This is a genomic window from Shewanella alkalitolerans (assembly GCF_019457575.1).
In the GTDB taxonomy this organism is placed as follows: domain Bacteria; phylum Pseudomonadota; class Gammaproteobacteria; order Enterobacterales; family Shewanellaceae; genus Shewanella; species Shewanella loihica.
In genome coordinates, this window is the sequence record NZ_CP080422.1 from 68,983 (window position 1) to 83,742 (window position 14,760).

The following is a 14,760-nucleotide window of genomic DNA, read 5'->3' on the forward strand; positions in this document are numbered from 1 at the left end:
ATGACCGAATTAGTAAGAGAAGTTTCAGAAAACGATCAGTTAAGAGCCGATATCTACCAGCTTTTGGCGGCGCTTTTACGCAAGCAGCCAAGTGCTGAACTTTTGCAGTTCCTTTCCACCCTGGAGATAGATGCCGACGATGACAGCGACATGACCAAGGCCTGGTTGGCGCTGAAATTGGCGGCGGAGCAGTTTACCCCTGAGCAGCTGGAAGATGAGTACTTCAACATCTTCCTCGGCGTGGGTAGCGGTGAGATCTTGCCCTATGGCAGCTGGTTCATGACGGGCTCGCTGATGGACAAGCCGCTGGCCCTGCTCAGACAGGATCTGGCTCAGCTGGGGTTTGAGCGCAGCGAAGAGGTGAAGGAGCCGGAAGATCATGTGGCCGCCCTGTGTGAGGTGATGGGCACCCTGATCCTCGAGGCGCCTGGCTTCCGCCAGTTGGCGTTTTACCAACGCCACATCGGCAGCTGGATCGAGCGCTTCTGTGACCACCTGGGACGGGCGCCGAGCGCGGCCTTCTATGCCACCGTGGCCCAGCTAGCCAAGGCGTTTTTCGTTATCGAAGCCAACGAATTTGAGCAACTTAAGTTAGATATTCCGGTGAACTGCCCTGGCAGCGAAGCGGAGAAGATTGAACCGACAGCCAGCGAACTCGCGTCCTAGGTTGTGGTTTAGCTTAGTGGTCGGCGCCAACGCGCCGACATATTGAAACCGAGGGGCAACCCTCACCAAGCGTCGGGTTCTGGTCTTAGTGTCGACTTGTCTGCAAAGCCTAATCGACCGAGATGATGAGACTAGAGCCTAAATTGAGTCAACATCAAGGAGACACTATGAAGAAGCAAGCTTCTGATATGGGTCGTCGTCAATTGCTAAAAGCATTAGCCCTGGGCAGTGCAGCGGGTGCCGTGGCAACCGTGAGTGGCCAGGCCGCGGCGGCAACGCCTGCACCTCAAAAAGATGCAGCGCACGGCGATGGTTACCACGAGACAGATCATATTCGTAGTTATTACGCGTCTTTACGTACCAAGTAAGCCTTGGACGAGTAATTACGCAGTAATTCAATAACATTAGGAGAGTGTGTGATGCGATTAACCCGCAAAACAGACCAGGCAGAAGTCGCTAAAAAGCCTGCCCTGGGTCTAAGTCGTCGTCAGTTCCTTCAGTCTGCAGGTCTTGCTACTGGTGGTATTGCCGCGGCCTCTATGCTTGGCGCTGGAATGATGCGCAAAGCCGAAGCGAAAGAAGTGCCACATGATGCGCCAACCGAAGTGAAGCGTACCATCTGTTCTCACTGTTCAGTGGGCTGTGGTATCTATGCCGAAGTACAAAATGGTGTGTGGACAGGCCAAGAGCCAGCTTTCGACCATCCTTTCAATGCCGGCGGCCACTGTGCCAAGGGTGCGTCTCTACGTGAGCACGGCCATGGTGAGAAGCGTCTCAAGTACCCCATGAAGCTCGAAGGCGGTAAGTGGAAGCGTATCTCTTGGGATCAGGCTATCGAGGAAGTGGGCCAGAAGGCACTGGATATCCGTAAGGAATCGGGCCCGGATTCAGTCTTCTTCATGGGTAGTGCTAAGTTCTCTAACGAGCAGGCTTACCTCTACCGTAAATTCGCTGCCATGTGGGGCACCAACAACGTCGACCACTCGGCACGTATTTGTCACTCTACCACTGTAGCCGGTGTTGCCAACACCTGGGGCTATGGTGCGCAAACCAACTCGTTCAACGATATCCGCAACGCCAAGGCGATGATGTTTATCGGTTCTAACCCTTCAGAAGCTCACCCGGTTGCCATGCAACACATTCTGGAAGGTAAAGAGCGCGGCGCGAAGATTATCGTTGTCGATCCTCGTTTCACCCGTACTGCGGCTAAGGCCGACGAGTACGTGCATATTCGCCCAGGTACCGATATTCCTTATATCTACGGTCTGCTGTGGCATATCTTCGAAAACAAGTGGGAAGACCAGACCTTCATCGATCAGCGTGTCTACGGCATGGAGCGTATCCGCGAGGCTGCCGCTAAGTGGAACCCTGAAGAAGTTGAAAACGTGGTCGGTGTACCGAAAGAGCAGATGTACCGTGTGGCCAAGACACTGGCCGAGACTAAGCCTGGCACCATAGTCTGGTGTATGGGTGGTACTCAGCACCACATAGGTAATGCCAACACCCGCGCTTACTGTATCCTGCAGTTGGCCCTGGGTAACATGGGCGTTTCTGGTGGCGGTACTAACATCTTCCGTGGTCACGATAACGTACAGGGCGCAACCGACTTCGGTCTGCTGTTCGACACCCTACCTGGTTACTATGGCCTCAAGACAGGTTCTTGGAAGCACTGGTGTAACGTATGGGATCTGGACTATGAGTGGGTGAAGGCTCGCTTCGACCAGGAACAGCGTCTGGGTCAGGATCCTATGACCTCTACCGGTATACCTTGTTCTCGTTGGCACGATGGCGTGCTGGAAGACAAGTCTAAGATCGCTCAGAAAGACAACATCCGTATGTCATTCTTCTGGGGTCAGTCGGTCAACACCGAAACCCGTGGCCGTGAGGTGCGTGAAGCACTGAACAAGATGGACACTGTAGTGGTTGTGGATCCATTCCCAACTATGGCGGGTGTGATGCATACCCGTAAAGATGGCGTCTATCTGCTGCCGGCGGCGACTCAGTTCGAAACCTATGGTTCGGTATCTGCCTCTAACCGCTCACTGCAGTGGCGTTCACAGGTTATTGAGCCGCTGTTCGAATCTAAGCCTGACCACGTCATCATGTACAAGTTGGCGAAGAAGTGGGGCATAGAGAAAGAACTGTGTAAGCATATCCAGGTGAATGGCGACGAGCCGTTGATTGAAGATATTGTTCGTGAATACAACAAGGGTATGTGGACCATCGGTTACACAGGTCAGAGCCCAGAGCGTCTCAAGATGCACCAGGAAAACTGGGGCACCTTCGACATCAAGAGCCTGGAAGCACCGGGTGGCCCAGCTAAGGGCGAAACCTACGGTCTGCCTTGGCCATGTTGGGGCACACCTGAGATGAAACACCCAGGTACCCAGATCCTCTACCGTACCGACCGTGAAGTCCGCTTCGGTGGTGGTAACTTCCGTGCCCGTTACGGTGTTGAGCACGATGGTAACAACATCCTGGCCGAAGGCTCTTACTCTAAGGGCAGTGAGATCAAGGACGGTTACCCAGAGTTTACCGACAAGATGCTCAAGCAACTTGGCTGGTGGGACGACCTGACCGCAGAAGAGAAAGCGGCTGCCGAAGGTAAGAACTGGAAGACAGATATCTCTGGTGGTATCCAGCGTGTCGCCATCAAGCACGGTTGTATTCCATTTGGTAACGCTAAGGCCCGTTGTATCGTTTGGAATTTCCCTGATGACATTCCGGTTCACCGTGAGCCTCTGTATACGCCTCGTCGTGATCTTGTGTCTAAGTACCCAACTTACGATGACCGTATGGTTGCGCGTCTTCCTACCCTGTACAAGTCAATTCAGGATCAGGACTTCGCCAAAGAGTTCCCACTCGCCTTGACCTCTGGTCGTCTGGTTGAGTACGAGGGCGGTGGTGAAGAGACACGTTCTAACCCTTGGTTGGCAGAACTTCAGCAAGAGATGTTTATCGAAATCAACCCTGCTGATGCGGCGGATCGTGGTCTACGTGATGGCGATGTCGTATGGGTTCACAGCCCAGAAGGCGCCAAGATCAAGGTGCAGGCAATGGTGACACCGCGTGTGATTGAAGGCGAGTGTTTCATGCCGTACCACTTCGCGGGTATGTTCGAAGGCGAGAGCCTGGAGAAGAGCTACCCAGAAGGTACAGTGCCTTACATCATTGGTGAGTCGGCCAACACCGTATTGACCTATGGCTATGACGTGGTGACCCAGATGCAAGAGACTAAGTCTAGCTTGTGTCAGATCACTAAAGCCTAACGGAACTTGATGAGGAGATAAGCCATTATGGCAGTCATGAAATTTCTATGTGACACCAAACGCTGCATCGAGTGTAACGGTTGCGTCACAGCATGTAAGAACGAAAACGATTCCGCTCTCGAGTGGGGTATCCAACGCCGTCGCGTCGTGACCATCAACGATGGTCAACCCGGTGAAGCCTCGATCTCTGTGGCTTGTATGCACTGTACCGACGCCCCTTGTCAGGCCGTTTGCCCAGCAAACTGCTTCTACAAGACGGAAGATGGCCTAACACTACACAACAAAGATACCTGTATCGGTTGTGGTTACTGCCTATACGCCTGCCCATTCGGTGCGCCTCAGTTCCCTAAGAAGAGCACCTTTGGCAGCCGCGGCAAGATGGACAAGTGTACTTTCTGTGCCGGTGGCCCAGAAGAGACCTTCTCCGAAGCCGAGCGTAAGAAGTACGGCGCAAACCGTCTGGCCGAGGGTAAATTACCTATGTGTGCCGAGCTTTGTTCAACCAAGGCACTGCTCGCCGGTGATGCGGAAGTGGTTTCCAACATCTACCGTGAGCGTATTGCGGCCCGTGGTAACCCTAATGCGATCTGGGGCTACACCCCTAAGACTGGCGTTTAAAGTGAATAGTACCGTAAGCCTTCGGGCTTACGGTCTGTAAAGGAGTGACTATGTTATTAAAATCACTGCGCAGCCTATTCACTGTGTTGTTATTGCCATTGGTCTTGGCAATGGGCTTAGGCTTGACGACGTCAGCCTATGCCGTTGACGAACAGACCAGTCAACAGATGGCAAATACCAGCGACGCTGAGCTATGGCGAGCCGTGAAGTCAGGAGACAAGGGATACACCACAGCCAAAGGCGCTGAGGGTGGGGTCATGATTAACGTGTCGGCTATCGAAGGCACTAACGTTAAGAACGACTATCTCACCCCAGTGATGGCGCTGGCCGTTTGCGGTGTGTTCGGTGCTTTCCTGATCTTCTATCTGGTGAATGGCCCTTCAAAGCTAAGTCATGGTTTCTCTGGCAAGATGGTATTGCGCTGGAGCAAGGCCGATCTTTGGATTCACTGGGTGATGGCGCTTTCCTGCCTGGCGTTGATCTTTACCGGTCTTAACATCATGTTGGGTAAGCATGTGCTACAACCCTATGTGGGCACAGGCATTTGGGGCTCGCTGATCTACGGCAGCAAGACGATCCACGATTACGCGGGTCCCTTGTTCATCGTGGCCTGGGCTATCTGTGTGGTTAAATGGATGCCGTTGCAGACATTTAAGCTGTATGACCTTAAGTGGTTCCTGGTGGTTGGTGGCTACATCAACTTCGGACCCTTCAAGGGCAAGCACCCAGACAGCGGCTTCGCCAACGCCGGTGAGAAGATGTGGTTCTGGACGCTAACCCTGTTCGGTCTGTTCATCGCGGTATCCGGTATCATGCTGGTGATGCCGGGCCTGGAACTGCCACGTGAAGCCTCTATGGCGGCACTGCTGGTTCACGGCCTCAGCGCCATCATCATCATCGCCTTTACTATCGTCCACATCTGGATGGCGACGGTACTGAGTGAAGGTGGTATGGAGTGCATGAAGTCGGGTTACTGTGATGAGAACTGGGCAGTACAGCACCACAACCTTTGGTACGATGAGATCAAAGATAACGGTACCCTGACTTACAGGGACTAGATCTACAGCGACTAGACTCAAAGCGCAGACGCGTTATTGAATAAAAGCGCATAGATGAAGCACCCCACCTAGGCATTAGGCGGGGTGTTTTTTTATGGTTAAAGGTTGAGAAATTTAGCGGATCTAGATCACCTTTGGCTTTTTTTTGAACGCGCTTTTTATTTTCAATAACAACAACTTCATTACATCTACTGGATCCCGGTTTTAGCTATTTTTAGGGATTGCCAGCAAAGTGTATTGGCTAAAGTATGACTGGCTTAACACTTTGGCCATTTATTCATTTTTTCCGCTTATTGACCCCTGTTTAGATCAATATCTCTGCCTCGCTTCTTACCTATATTGCAACGGCAATTAATCGGATGTTTTTAAAAAACATAGCATTTTTACTAAACCGACACCTGTGAATAACATTGCCTTAACCAAGGTGCCGATGGCGGTTTTGAATAAATCATCCCTACCAATCGAAACTTCCTAATCCACTAGGAGCAAGAATGAAGAAGCAACAGCCCGATCTGAATCGCAGATCTTTGCTGAAAGCACTCACTATAGGTGGTACGGCCGGTGTGGCCATCGCCGCGAGTGGTGTGAGTGTTGCCAATGCAACCGAAAGTAAATCTCAAGAAAAACATGCCGATGGCTACCATGAAACTGCACATATCCGCAGTTATTACAATAGCTTGCGTAGCTAATTAGGAGAATTTGAGCGATGAAGTTAACGCGCAAAACAAACGAGGCAGTCGCCGCGGCTAAGCCAAGCTTAGGCATCAGCCGTCGTCAATTCATGAAGCATGCGGGTATCACAACCGGTGGTATTGCTGCAGCCTCTCTTCTCGGTACCGGCATGATGCGCCGCGCCGAAGCGAAAGATATTCCACACGATGCCCCAATCGAGATCAAGCGCACCGTATGTAGTGCCTGTGCCGTGGGTTGTGGTCTGTATGCCGAAGTCCAAAATGGTGTCTGGACGGGTCAGGAACCAGCATTCGATCACCCATTCAACGCCGGTGGTCACTGTGCCAAAGGTGCTGCGCTGCGTGAACATGGTCACGGCGAGAAGCGTCTTAAGTACCCAATGAAGCTGGTCGACGGTAAGTGGAAGAAGCTCTCTTGGGAGCAGGCCTTCAACGAAGTCGGCGACAAGATGCAGAGCATCCGTCAAGAGTCGGGCCCAGATTCACTCTACTTCATGGGTAGCGCTAAGTTCTCTAACGAAGGATGCTACATGTACCGTAAATTTGCGGCCATGTGGGGTACCAACAACGTCGACCACTCGGCACGTATCTGTCACTCTACCACTGTAGCCGGTGTTGCTAACACCTGGGGTTATGGTGCGCAAACCAACTCTTTCAACGACATTCAGAATGCGAACGCGATCTTCTTCATCGGTTCAAACCCTGCCGAGGCACACCCTGTTGCCATGCAGCATATTCTGATCGCCAAAGAGAAGAACAACGCCAAGATCATCGTGGTTGACCCACGTTTCTCTCGCACCGCGGCTCACTCAGACCTGCACTGTGCACTGCGTCCAGGCACCGATATTCCGTTCATCTACGGTATGTTGTGGCACATCTTCGAAAACGGTTGGGAAGACAAGACCTTCATCCAGCAGCGCGTGTTCGAGATGGACACCATCCGCGAAGAGGTGAAGAAGTTCCCACCACAAGAAGTGGCTAACATCACAGGCGTGAGCGAGGAGCAGGTTTACCAAGCGGCTAAGCTGATGGCGGAAAACCGTCCTGGTACTGTGGTTTGGTGTATGGGTGGTACCCAGCACCACGTTGGTAACGCCAACACCCGTGCCTACTGTATCCTGCAGCTGGCTCTGGGCAACATGGGCGTATCTGGCGGCGGTACTAACATCTTCCGTGGTCACGATAACGTACAGGGCGCAACCGACCTTGGTCTGCTGTTTGATACCCTGCCTGGCTACTATGGCCTTAAGACAGGTTCTTGGAAGCACTGGTCACACGTTTGGGACTTGGACTTCGACTGGGTTAAGGGTCGCTTCGACCAGAACGAATACCTGGGTCGCATCCCAATGAACACTCCTGGTATTCCATGTTCTCGTTGGCACGACGGCGTATTAGAGACGCCTGAGAAGCTGGCGCAGAAAGATCGCGTACGTATGGCCTTCTTCTGGGGTCAATCTGTTAACACAGAAACCCGTCAGCGCGAGGTGCGTGATGCCCTGGATAAGATGGACACAGTAGTGGTTGTGGATCCATTCCCTACTATGGCGGGTGTTATGCACCGTCGTAAGAACGGTGTCTACCTATTACCTGCGGCGACTCAGTTCGAGACCGAAGGTTCGGTATCTAACTCTGGCCGTAGCCAGCAGTGGCGTGAGAAGGTGATCGAGCCGCTATTCGAATCTAAGACAGATATCGAGATCATGTATCGCCTGTCGCAGAAGCTTGGCTTCGACAAGGAATACACTAAGCGCATCGCTAAAGATGCCAAAGATATGCTAGTGATCGAAGACATCACCCGCGAGATCAACCGCGGTATGTGGACTATCGGTATGTCTGGCCAGAGCCCAGAGCGTCTGAAGCTGCACACCCAAAACTGGGGCACCTTCAGCAACAAGACGCTTGAGGCAGAAGGCGGCCCAGCCAAGGGCGATACCTATGGTCTGCCATGGCCATGCTGGGGCACACCAGAGCAGAAGCACCCTGGTACCCAGATCCTCTACAACACAAGCAAACACGTGCTGCAGGGCGGTGGTAACTTCCGTGCCCGTTATGGCGTCGAATACCAAGGCAAGAACCTGCTGGCCGAAGGCAGCTTCTCTAAGGGCAGCGAGATCCAAGACGGTTACCCAGAGTTCAGCGACAAGCTGCTCAAGCAACTGGGCTGGTGGGACGATCTGACCGCCGAAGAGAAGGCCGAAGCCGAAGGCAAGAACTGGAAGACCGACCTTTCTGGCGGTATCCAGCGTGTGGCCATGAAGCATGGCTGTATCCCATTTGGTAACGCTAAGGCGCGTTGTATCGTGTGGACCTTCCCGGATCAAGTGCCTGTGCACCGCGAGCCGCTGTACACACCACGTCGCGATCTCGTGTCTAAGTACCCAACTTATGACGACATGCAGGTACATCGTCTACCGACGCTGTACAAGTCTATCCAAGAGAAAGACACGGCAACCAAGTACCCACTGGGTCTGACTTCTGGTCGTCTGGTTGAGTACGAGGGTGGTGGTGAAGAGTCTCGCTCTAACCCATGGCTGGCCGAGCTACAACAAGAGATGTTTGTTGAGATCCATCCAGGCGATGCCGCCGACCGTGGCATTCGCAACGGTGACACTGTATGGCTAGAAGGCGCCGAGGGCGGCCGCATCAAGATCAAGGCCATGGTTACCCCACGCGTTAAGCAAGGTGTTACCTGGATGCCATACCACTTCGCCGGTGTGATGCATGGTGAGAGCCTAGAGAATAACTATCCAGAAGGTACTGTGCCTTATGTGATTGGTGAGTCTGCGAACACGGCATTGACCTATGGTTATGACCCTGTCACGCAGATGCAAGAGACCAAAGCGTCGCTTTGTCAGATCACTAAAGCTTAAGTATCGGGAGATTTGCCAATATGGCTACAATGAAATTTTTATGTGATACCAAGCGCTGCATCGAATGTAACGGCTGTGTCACGGCATGTAAGAACGAAAACGACTCTGCGCTGGAGTGGGGTATTCAACGTCGCCGCGTGGTGACCATCAATGACGGTCAACCAGGCGAAGCCTCTATCTCTGTGGCTTGTATGCACTGTACCGACGCCCCTTGTCAGGCAGTTTGTCCGGCAAACTGCTTCTATAAGACGGAAGATGGTCTGACGCTGCACAACAAAGACACCTGTATCGGTTGTGGCTACTGTCTGTACGCCTGTCCGTTCGGCGCGCCTCAGTTCCCTAAGCAGGGCGCCTTCGGCAGCCGCGGCAAGATGGACAAATGTACCTTCTGTGCCGGTGGTCCTGAAGAGAATCACTCAGATGCAGAGCGTCAGAAGTACGGTTCTAACCGTATTGCCGAAGGCAAGCTGCCTATGTGTGCCGAGTTGTGTGCGACTAAGTCGCTACTTGCCGGTGATGCTGAGGTTATCTCAAACATCTTCCGCGAGCGTGTTGCATACCGTGGTTCGAAAAATGCGATTTGGGGTTAATCCCCAGCTTGTATAAGGCCACAACAATCCACACCGGGCTCGCCCGGTGTGGACGATAAGGATGTAATATGAACAAATGGTTCAAACAATTTAGCGTGATCTTAGCGCTAGTGATAGGTACCACATTCAGTGCCCTGTCGTTCGCCCATGGCGACGCGACCGACCATACCCATGCCGCTACCGAGGGGCAGATCTGGTCTGAGATTCAGGCGGGTGCCACCGGATACACTACCTCTCACGGTCAGTTCCACAACCAGCCAATCAACAGCTATGATCTGCGGGTACTCGAGCTTCGCAGCGACTGGCTGGCACCTGCCCTGATGGCGGCGCTGTTTGGCATGATCATCATCTTCGTGCTGTTCATCAAGGTGAACGGTATCTCCAAGTTGCATCATGGCTTCTCGGGCAAGATGGTGTATCGCTGGTCGAAGTTTGATGTCTCTATCCACTGGCTGGGGGCTATCCCTTGTCTGCTGCTGATCCTCACGGGTTTGACGCTGCTGGCGGGACGCTTCTTCTTCCAGCCATACCTGGGTGAAGGCTTCTGGGCCGGTCTGGTCTATGGCGCCAAGCAGATCCACGACTACATGGCGATCCCCTTCATGATTGGTTGGGCGCTGATGACCACGCTGTGGGCCAAGAATCAGCTGCCTAAGATGTATGATGTTAAATGGTTCCTGGTTGTTGGTGGTTACATCAACTTCGGTCCCTTCAAGGGTAAGCACCCGGATGCAGGCTTTGCCAATGCCGGTGAGAAGATGTGGTTCTGGGCCTTTGCCCTGTTCGGCCTGATCATCTCGGCCTCTGGCATGTTGCTGCTGTTCCCGAACCTGTTCGAGCCTAGCCGCACCCTGAGCCTAATCGCCCTGGTACTACACTCTGTCAGTGCCATCGTTATCTGCGCCTTCTCTATCGTACATATCTTCATGGCGACCGTGATGTCAGAAGGTGGTATGGAGTGTATGGTGTCGGGTTACTGTGATGAAAACTGGGCGACTCAGCATCACAACCTTTGGTATGACGAGATCAAGGCCAACGGCACGCTGAAGTACAAAGCGTAAGGCGTTCGCCGCTCGCAACAGCGTTTCTGTTACCATGAAAAAACACCTCACCGGGTTGCCGGCGGGGTGTTTTTTTATGCCTGCTGTTAAATGTCAGTGGTTTAATGTCTGGAGCAGAGAGTAGCTGCTAGCTAGAGTAGCTTTTAGAAACATTAGCCGTTAGAAATATTAGTCATTGAGAATGTTGACAATAACCGCAAAGCCACTAAGTTGTGAGGAAAGCAATTTCACCATAAAGGAGCTGAATATGATCAGAAGGATCTTGATGGCGCTCGCCCTGAGTGTGAGTGTTAGTTTGAGTTTAAGTGTGAGCTTTAGCAGCCTTGCCGATACCTTTCGAGTTACCTCGGAGGTCAGCCTGCAGGGCGAGGTGGTTGGCGCGCCGACGCTAGTGATCGATAAGGCCGAGGCCGAGCGGGTGATGCTGGCGGATAAGTACCAGTTCAGCGTTAAGGTTACGCCACACGATGCGGCTCAGGTGTTGGTGGATTTTAGCCTGAGCGGCGAGGGCTATGAGACAGAATCACAGGCGATAGTCGACCTGGACAAGGCCGCCTTGTTCACCTTTGGCGACCAGACATTTAGCTTTCTCATCAACAGGGTAGGCGACTGACTTAACAGTCGTTGTCCATGATTTTGGTGGTCACGCTATCGGCAGTCGTGTCGACCCTCAGATAGCAGGCGAGGGCGCCGTCTGCCATGAGATCCCCCGGGGTCTTATACAGGCTGCGATCGCCGATGCGCAGCTCGATATCTTCCACCGTCCAGCGCCCGCCATAGAACCATTCTCTCATGGTGACAGTTAGCAGCTGAGTTACCGCATCGCCGCCCCATACCGGGTTGCCATATCTCACCTGGATTTTTTGGCTGTCGCCTGGGTTGAGGAAGAAGCTGGCCTTAGGCTGTTTCTCTAGCCCCAGGATGGCCGAGCGGGCATAGACAAGTTGATTTGCGGCCTGCACCGAGGCCTCGAGCTGCTTGAGCTGGGCGATCCTCGCCTCTCGCGTCAGGCTTATCCACCTGCTGGCGGCCGCTACGCTGAGAATGGCCAGTATGATGATCACCACCACCATCTCTATCAGGGTAAAGCCAGAGGCTCCTTTATGTCTCATGGTTACTCGCATCTAAAGGTTAACGCTTAGCATTAAATAAAGTGGAGGCAGCCTAACTGCTTGGGAGACATTTGCAAGCGAAATTGAGTCGATTCTTGCAATAACACATTGAATGATAATGGGTTGTTTGCTGCCTGTTGCAGCCAGGTTTGCGCCGTGTTGCCGGGTCGCGACCCGGCAGAAATTGACCTAAGATCAAGCTAGTCTCAATAAGCAGGAGAGAGAGATGGAGAGTAAAGCGGTAAGCGACAGCATGGGCGATCTCAATATTCCCGCCGATGCCCTCTACGGCGCGCAGACGGCGCGGGCGATCAAGAACTTTCCCGTGAGCGGTCGTCCCATGCCCCGCAGCTTCATCCGTGCCTTGTTGCTGGCTAAGCTCGCCGCCGCCGAGGCCAACGTGGCACTTAGGCTGCTGCCGCCCAGTATCGCCCCTGCGGTCGCCCAGGCGGTGCAGGAGCTGCTGGCGGATCCCCAGATGATGCGCCATTTCCCCATCGACATGTTTCAGACTGGCTCGGGCACCAGCAGCAACATGAACGCCAACGAGGTGCTTGCGACCCTGGTCTCGAAGAGCATAGGCCAGGCGGTGCATCCCAACGATGTGATCAACCTGGGGCAGAGCAGCAACGACATCATTCCCAGCGTCATACATATCAGCGCTTTGTTGGCGGTAGAGCAGTCGCTGCTCCCTTCGCTAACCCTGCTGTCGCAGACCATCACCACTAAGGCGCAGCAGCTGGCCGATGTTACCAAGACGGGGCGAACCCACCTGATGGATGCCATGCCGGTGCGTTTCGATCAGGTGTTGGGGGGCTGGGCGAGTCAGATCGATGATTGCCGCGAGCGGATCGCCAGCCAAGGCGACGCCCTGGCCCAGCTGCCCGTGGGCGGCACGGCGGTGGGAACCGGGGTCAACACCCACGAGGAGTTCTCCCGGCTGTTCTGCGAGAGACTCAGCGCTCTGACCCGCACCCAGTTTCGTCCGGCGGATAATCTCTTTAGTCGCATGGCGAGCCATGATACCTCCGTCGCCCTTTCGGGCCAGCTGAAGACGCTGGCAGTGGCCATCATGAAGATCAGCAACGACCTGCGCTGGATGAACTCCGGCCCACTGGCGGGTCTGGGTGAGATTAGCCTGCAACCTTTGCAGCCGGGATCTTCCATCATGCCGGGCAAGGTCAACCCAGTGATCCCCGAGTCCGCCTGCATGGTGGCGGCCCAGGTGATGGGCAAGGATATGGCGATCACCATCGCCGGTCAGTCCGGTAACTTCGAGCTCAACGTGATGCAGCCGCTGATCGCGGTTAACCTGCTAGAGAGCATAGAGATCCTCAGCAATGTCTCGCGCCTGTTGGCGGACAAGGCGATTGCGAGTTTCGTGGTGAATCGAGGCAAGATAGCCGACTCCCTGCATCGCAATCCCATACTGGTTACCGCACTAAGCCCCAGGGTCGGCTATGTGCAGGCCGCTAAGATAGTCAAGCAGGCCTATCAGGAGCAGAGGCCCATACTCGAGGTCGCCATGGAGCTCACAGACCTTAGCGAGGAGGAGCTCAGGCGTCTGCTGGATCCCGAACGCCTGACCCGTGGCGGCCTGGCGTAGAGGCCGATGCCGTCAAGCGATGGCAGCATAGCCCAGCGTGCCCGTCAGCGGATCTCTGTGGTGAGACGATAGCGCGCCATCTCCTGTTGCGTCATCCAGTGTGCGCCTTCAGATGGCGCCGAGGTGAGGGTAAACAGGTAGAAGGGGATCCCCTGTTTACCCAGCATGCGGCTGAAGTAGGTGGCCTGGCTGCGGTGAGCGGCGTCGCTGTAGGAGATCTCTGTGGCGTCGCGGCCAAGCTCACCATCGCTCCAGCTGTGCACGCCAACCTGTTGGTTTCCTGCGACACTAAACTTGGTATTTTTCAATTCCAGGGTGCGCCTTACCCCGGCGGCAAACAGATCCGTGGCGCCGGAGAAGACGCGTCCCGCGCGGCTGACCTTGGTATCAAGCCCCTGCTCGCGGATCAGCAAGCCGGTATACATGTTGACCTCATCGTCGGCGGAGCCGCCGACAAAGTTATCGAACACCAGCACCTTCTTCCTCTTAGGGTAATGATCCACCAAGCGTTTAAGCGCCTGATAGCTGGTGACCCCCAGGGTCGAGCTAGCTGGGTTGTCGCAGTCCGCCGTGCACCACTGGTTGTTGATCAGCGGCTCGAAATAGTTGCTGGTGAGGATCTCAATACCCGTGTCATCTTCCCGAGGCGAGAAGAGGGTCGAGCCTATCGAGGAGGCGTACTCCAGCCAGTCGCTGACAAAGCTAAGGCGTAGGTATTGCTGCTTCTCTCGGGTGCGCAGCTCGAAGATGCTCTTGTCATCCTGGGTCAGTCGCTGGGCGTCAGAGCAGTCAAAGCTGTCGATGCGGTGGGGGCCGGAAAAGATCTGACAATCCAGCAATTGCGACTCGTCAAACTTGATCCCTAAGGTGAGGCTATGACCCTTCTCGCTGCTCAGTGCCAGCAGCAGATATGGAATCTGTTTCTGGGTGTCGACGAAGATGTCAGCGTATTCCAGCCTGTCGTAGTGGGTGTGTTGGTACTCGAGTTGAATCGATGAGAATATCGGTTCGCGTTCCTGGATCAGCGCCTCGAGCTTCTCCTGATTAAAGGCGAAGTTCGCCAGCGGCGGCTGCACTCTGGGTTGGTCGGCGTTACAGCCCAGTAGGCTACTGAACACCAGCAGCAGGGGTAGGGTAAGGCGTGGCATGGCGGTCTCCTGCGATAAAAATATCAGTGTAATCATGGCCGCGGGTGATTACTGTCAGCAGTTTGTATCG

13 protein-coding genes are annotated in these 14,760 nt (G+C 54.1%); 11 read left to right on the plus strand and 2 right to left on the minus strand.

Going from position 1 to position 14,760, the window contains the following annotated elements; all coding sequences use genetic code 11:
- The 10 genes from K0J45_RS00280 to K0J45_RS00325 all read left to right on the plus strand — a co-directional run bounded on the left by K0J45_RS00280 (nt 1) and on the right by K0J45_RS00325 (nt 11,437).
- Entirely contained in the window at nt 1–666 is a 666-nt protein-coding gene (locus K0J45_RS00280) for a TorD/DmsD family molecular chaperone (RefSeq protein WP_011863867.1), read from the plus strand.
- Nucleotides 667–833: 167 nt separating this feature from the next.
- The gene (locus tag K0J45_RS00285; protein ID WP_011863868.1) at nt 834–1,034 is read left to right on the plus strand and encodes a twin-arginine translocation pathway signal; all 201 of its coding nucleotides are present in this window, start codon (nt 834–836) and stop codon (nt 1,032–1,034) included.
- A 51-nt stretch (nt 1,035–1,085) separates the two neighbouring features.
- A complete protein-coding gene (locus K0J45_RS00290; protein ID WP_220045179.1) occupies nt 1,086–3,935 on the plus strand; it encodes a formate dehydrogenase subunit alpha in 2,850 nt (949 codons plus the stop codon).
- Between the two features lie 27 nt (nt 3,936–3,962).
- A complete protein-coding gene (gene fdh3B, locus K0J45_RS00295) occupies nt 3,963–4,553 on the plus strand; it encodes a formate dehydrogenase FDH3 subunit beta (RefSeq protein ID WP_011863870.1) in 591 nt (196 codons plus the stop codon).
- Between the two features lie 50 nt (nt 4,554–4,603).
- Nucleotides 4,604–5,611, plus strand: a complete 1,008-nt coding sequence (locus K0J45_RS00300; RefSeq protein WP_220043834.1) for a formate dehydrogenase subunit gamma — start codon at nt 4,604–4,606, stop codon at nt 5,609–5,611.
- A gap of 491 nt (nt 5,612–6,102) precedes the next feature.
- Entirely contained in the window at nt 6,103–6,300 is a 198-nt protein-coding gene (locus K0J45_RS00305; RefSeq protein ID WP_011863872.1) for a twin-arginine translocation signal domain-containing protein, read from the plus strand.
- A 17-nt stretch (nt 6,301–6,317) separates the two neighbouring features.
- A complete protein-coding gene (locus K0J45_RS00310) occupies nt 6,318–9,173 on the plus strand; it encodes a molybdopterin-dependent oxidoreductase (RefSeq protein WP_220043835.1) in 2,856 nt (951 codons plus the stop codon).
- Nucleotides 9,174–9,193: 20 nt separating this feature from the next.
- Nucleotides 9,194–9,763 (plus strand): formate dehydrogenase FDH3 subunit beta, encoded by a 570-nt coding sequence (fdh3B, locus tag K0J45_RS00315; RefSeq protein ID WP_160795662.1) that lies wholly within the window; start codon nt 9,194–9,196, stop codon nt 9,761–9,763.
- A 68-nt stretch (nt 9,764–9,831) separates the two neighbouring features.
- Nucleotides 9,832–10,824: a formate dehydrogenase subunit gamma gene (locus tag K0J45_RS00320; protein ID WP_144202365.1), complete on the plus strand. Its 993-nt coding sequence runs from the start codon at nt 9,832–9,834 to the stop codon at nt 10,822–10,824.
- 247 nt (nt 10,825–11,071) lie between these two features.
- Nucleotides 11,072–11,437, plus strand: coding sequence for a hypothetical protein (locus K0J45_RS00325; RefSeq protein WP_220043836.1), 366 nt, complete (start codon nt 11,072–11,074; stop codon nt 11,435–11,437).
- Nucleotide 11,438: 1 nt separating this feature from the next.
- Here the strand turns inward: K0J45_RS00325 and K0J45_RS00330 are convergent, their stop codons facing one another.
- Nucleotides 11,439–11,936 carry a type II secretion system protein gene (locus K0J45_RS00330; protein WP_220043837.1) on the minus strand — a complete coding sequence of 166 codons (498 nt, stop codon included), beginning with the start codon at nt 11,934–11,936 and terminating at the stop codon, nt 11,439–11,441.
- Nucleotides 11,937–12,162: 226 nt separating this feature from the next.
- Between K0J45_RS00330 and K0J45_RS00335 the strand changes: the two genes are divergently transcribed.
- Nucleotides 12,163–13,542 (plus strand): class II fumarate hydratase, encoded by a 1,380-nt coding sequence (locus K0J45_RS00335; protein ID WP_220043838.1) that lies wholly within the window; start codon nt 12,163–12,165, stop codon nt 13,540–13,542.
- A 44-nt stretch (nt 13,543–13,586) separates the two neighbouring features.
- Here K0J45_RS00335 and K0J45_RS00340 read toward each other — a convergent pair whose 3' ends face one another.
- Nucleotides 13,587–14,690, minus strand: coding sequence for a hypothetical protein (locus K0J45_RS00340; RefSeq protein WP_220043839.1), 1,104 nt, complete (start codon nt 14,688–14,690; stop codon nt 13,587–13,589).
- Nucleotides 14,691–14,760: the final 70 nt, after the last annotated feature.

Coding starts and splice junctions, on each gene's coding strand:
- K0J45_RS00280 (WP_011863867.1), top strand. CDS start 1: ATGACCGAATTAGTAAGAGAAGTTTCAGAAAACGATCAGTTAAGAGCC.
- K0J45_RS00285 (WP_011863868.1), top strand. CDS start 834: ATGAAGAAGCAAGCTTCTGATATGGGTCGTCGTCAATTGCTAAAAGCA.
- K0J45_RS00290 (WP_220045179.1), top strand. CDS start 1,086: ATGCGATTAACCCGCAAAACAGACCAGGCAGAAGTCGCTAAAAAGCCT.
- fdh3B (WP_011863870.1), top strand. CDS start 3,963: ATGGCAGTCATGAAATTTCTATGTGACACCAAACGCTGCATCGAGTGT.
- K0J45_RS00300 (WP_220043834.1), top strand. CDS start 4,604: ATGTTATTAAAATCACTGCGCAGCCTATTCACTGTGTTGTTATTGCCA.
- K0J45_RS00305 (WP_011863872.1), top strand. CDS start 6,103: ATGAAGAAGCAACAGCCCGATCTGAATCGCAGATCTTTGCTGAAAGCA.
- K0J45_RS00310 (WP_220043835.1), top strand. CDS start 6,318: ATGAAGTTAACGCGCAAAACAAACGAGGCAGTCGCCGCGGCTAAGCCA.
- fdh3B (WP_160795662.1), top strand. CDS start 9,194: ATGGCTACAATGAAATTTTTATGTGATACCAAGCGCTGCATCGAATGT.
- K0J45_RS00320 (WP_144202365.1), top strand. CDS start 9,832: ATGAACAAATGGTTCAAACAATTTAGCGTGATCTTAGCGCTAGTGATA.
- K0J45_RS00325 (WP_220043836.1), top strand. CDS start 11,072: ATGATCAGAAGGATCTTGATGGCGCTCGCCCTGAGTGTGAGTGTTAGT.
- K0J45_RS00330 (WP_220043837.1), bottom strand. CDS start 11,936: ATGAGACATAAAGGAGCCTCTGGCTTTACCCTGATAGAGATGGTGGTG.
- K0J45_RS00335 (WP_220043838.1), top strand. CDS start 12,163: ATGGAGAGTAAAGCGGTAAGCGACAGCATGGGCGATCTCAATATTCCC.
- K0J45_RS00340 (WP_220043839.1), bottom strand. CDS start 14,690: ATGCCACGCCTTACCCTACCCCTGCTGCTGGTGTTCAGTAGCCTACTG.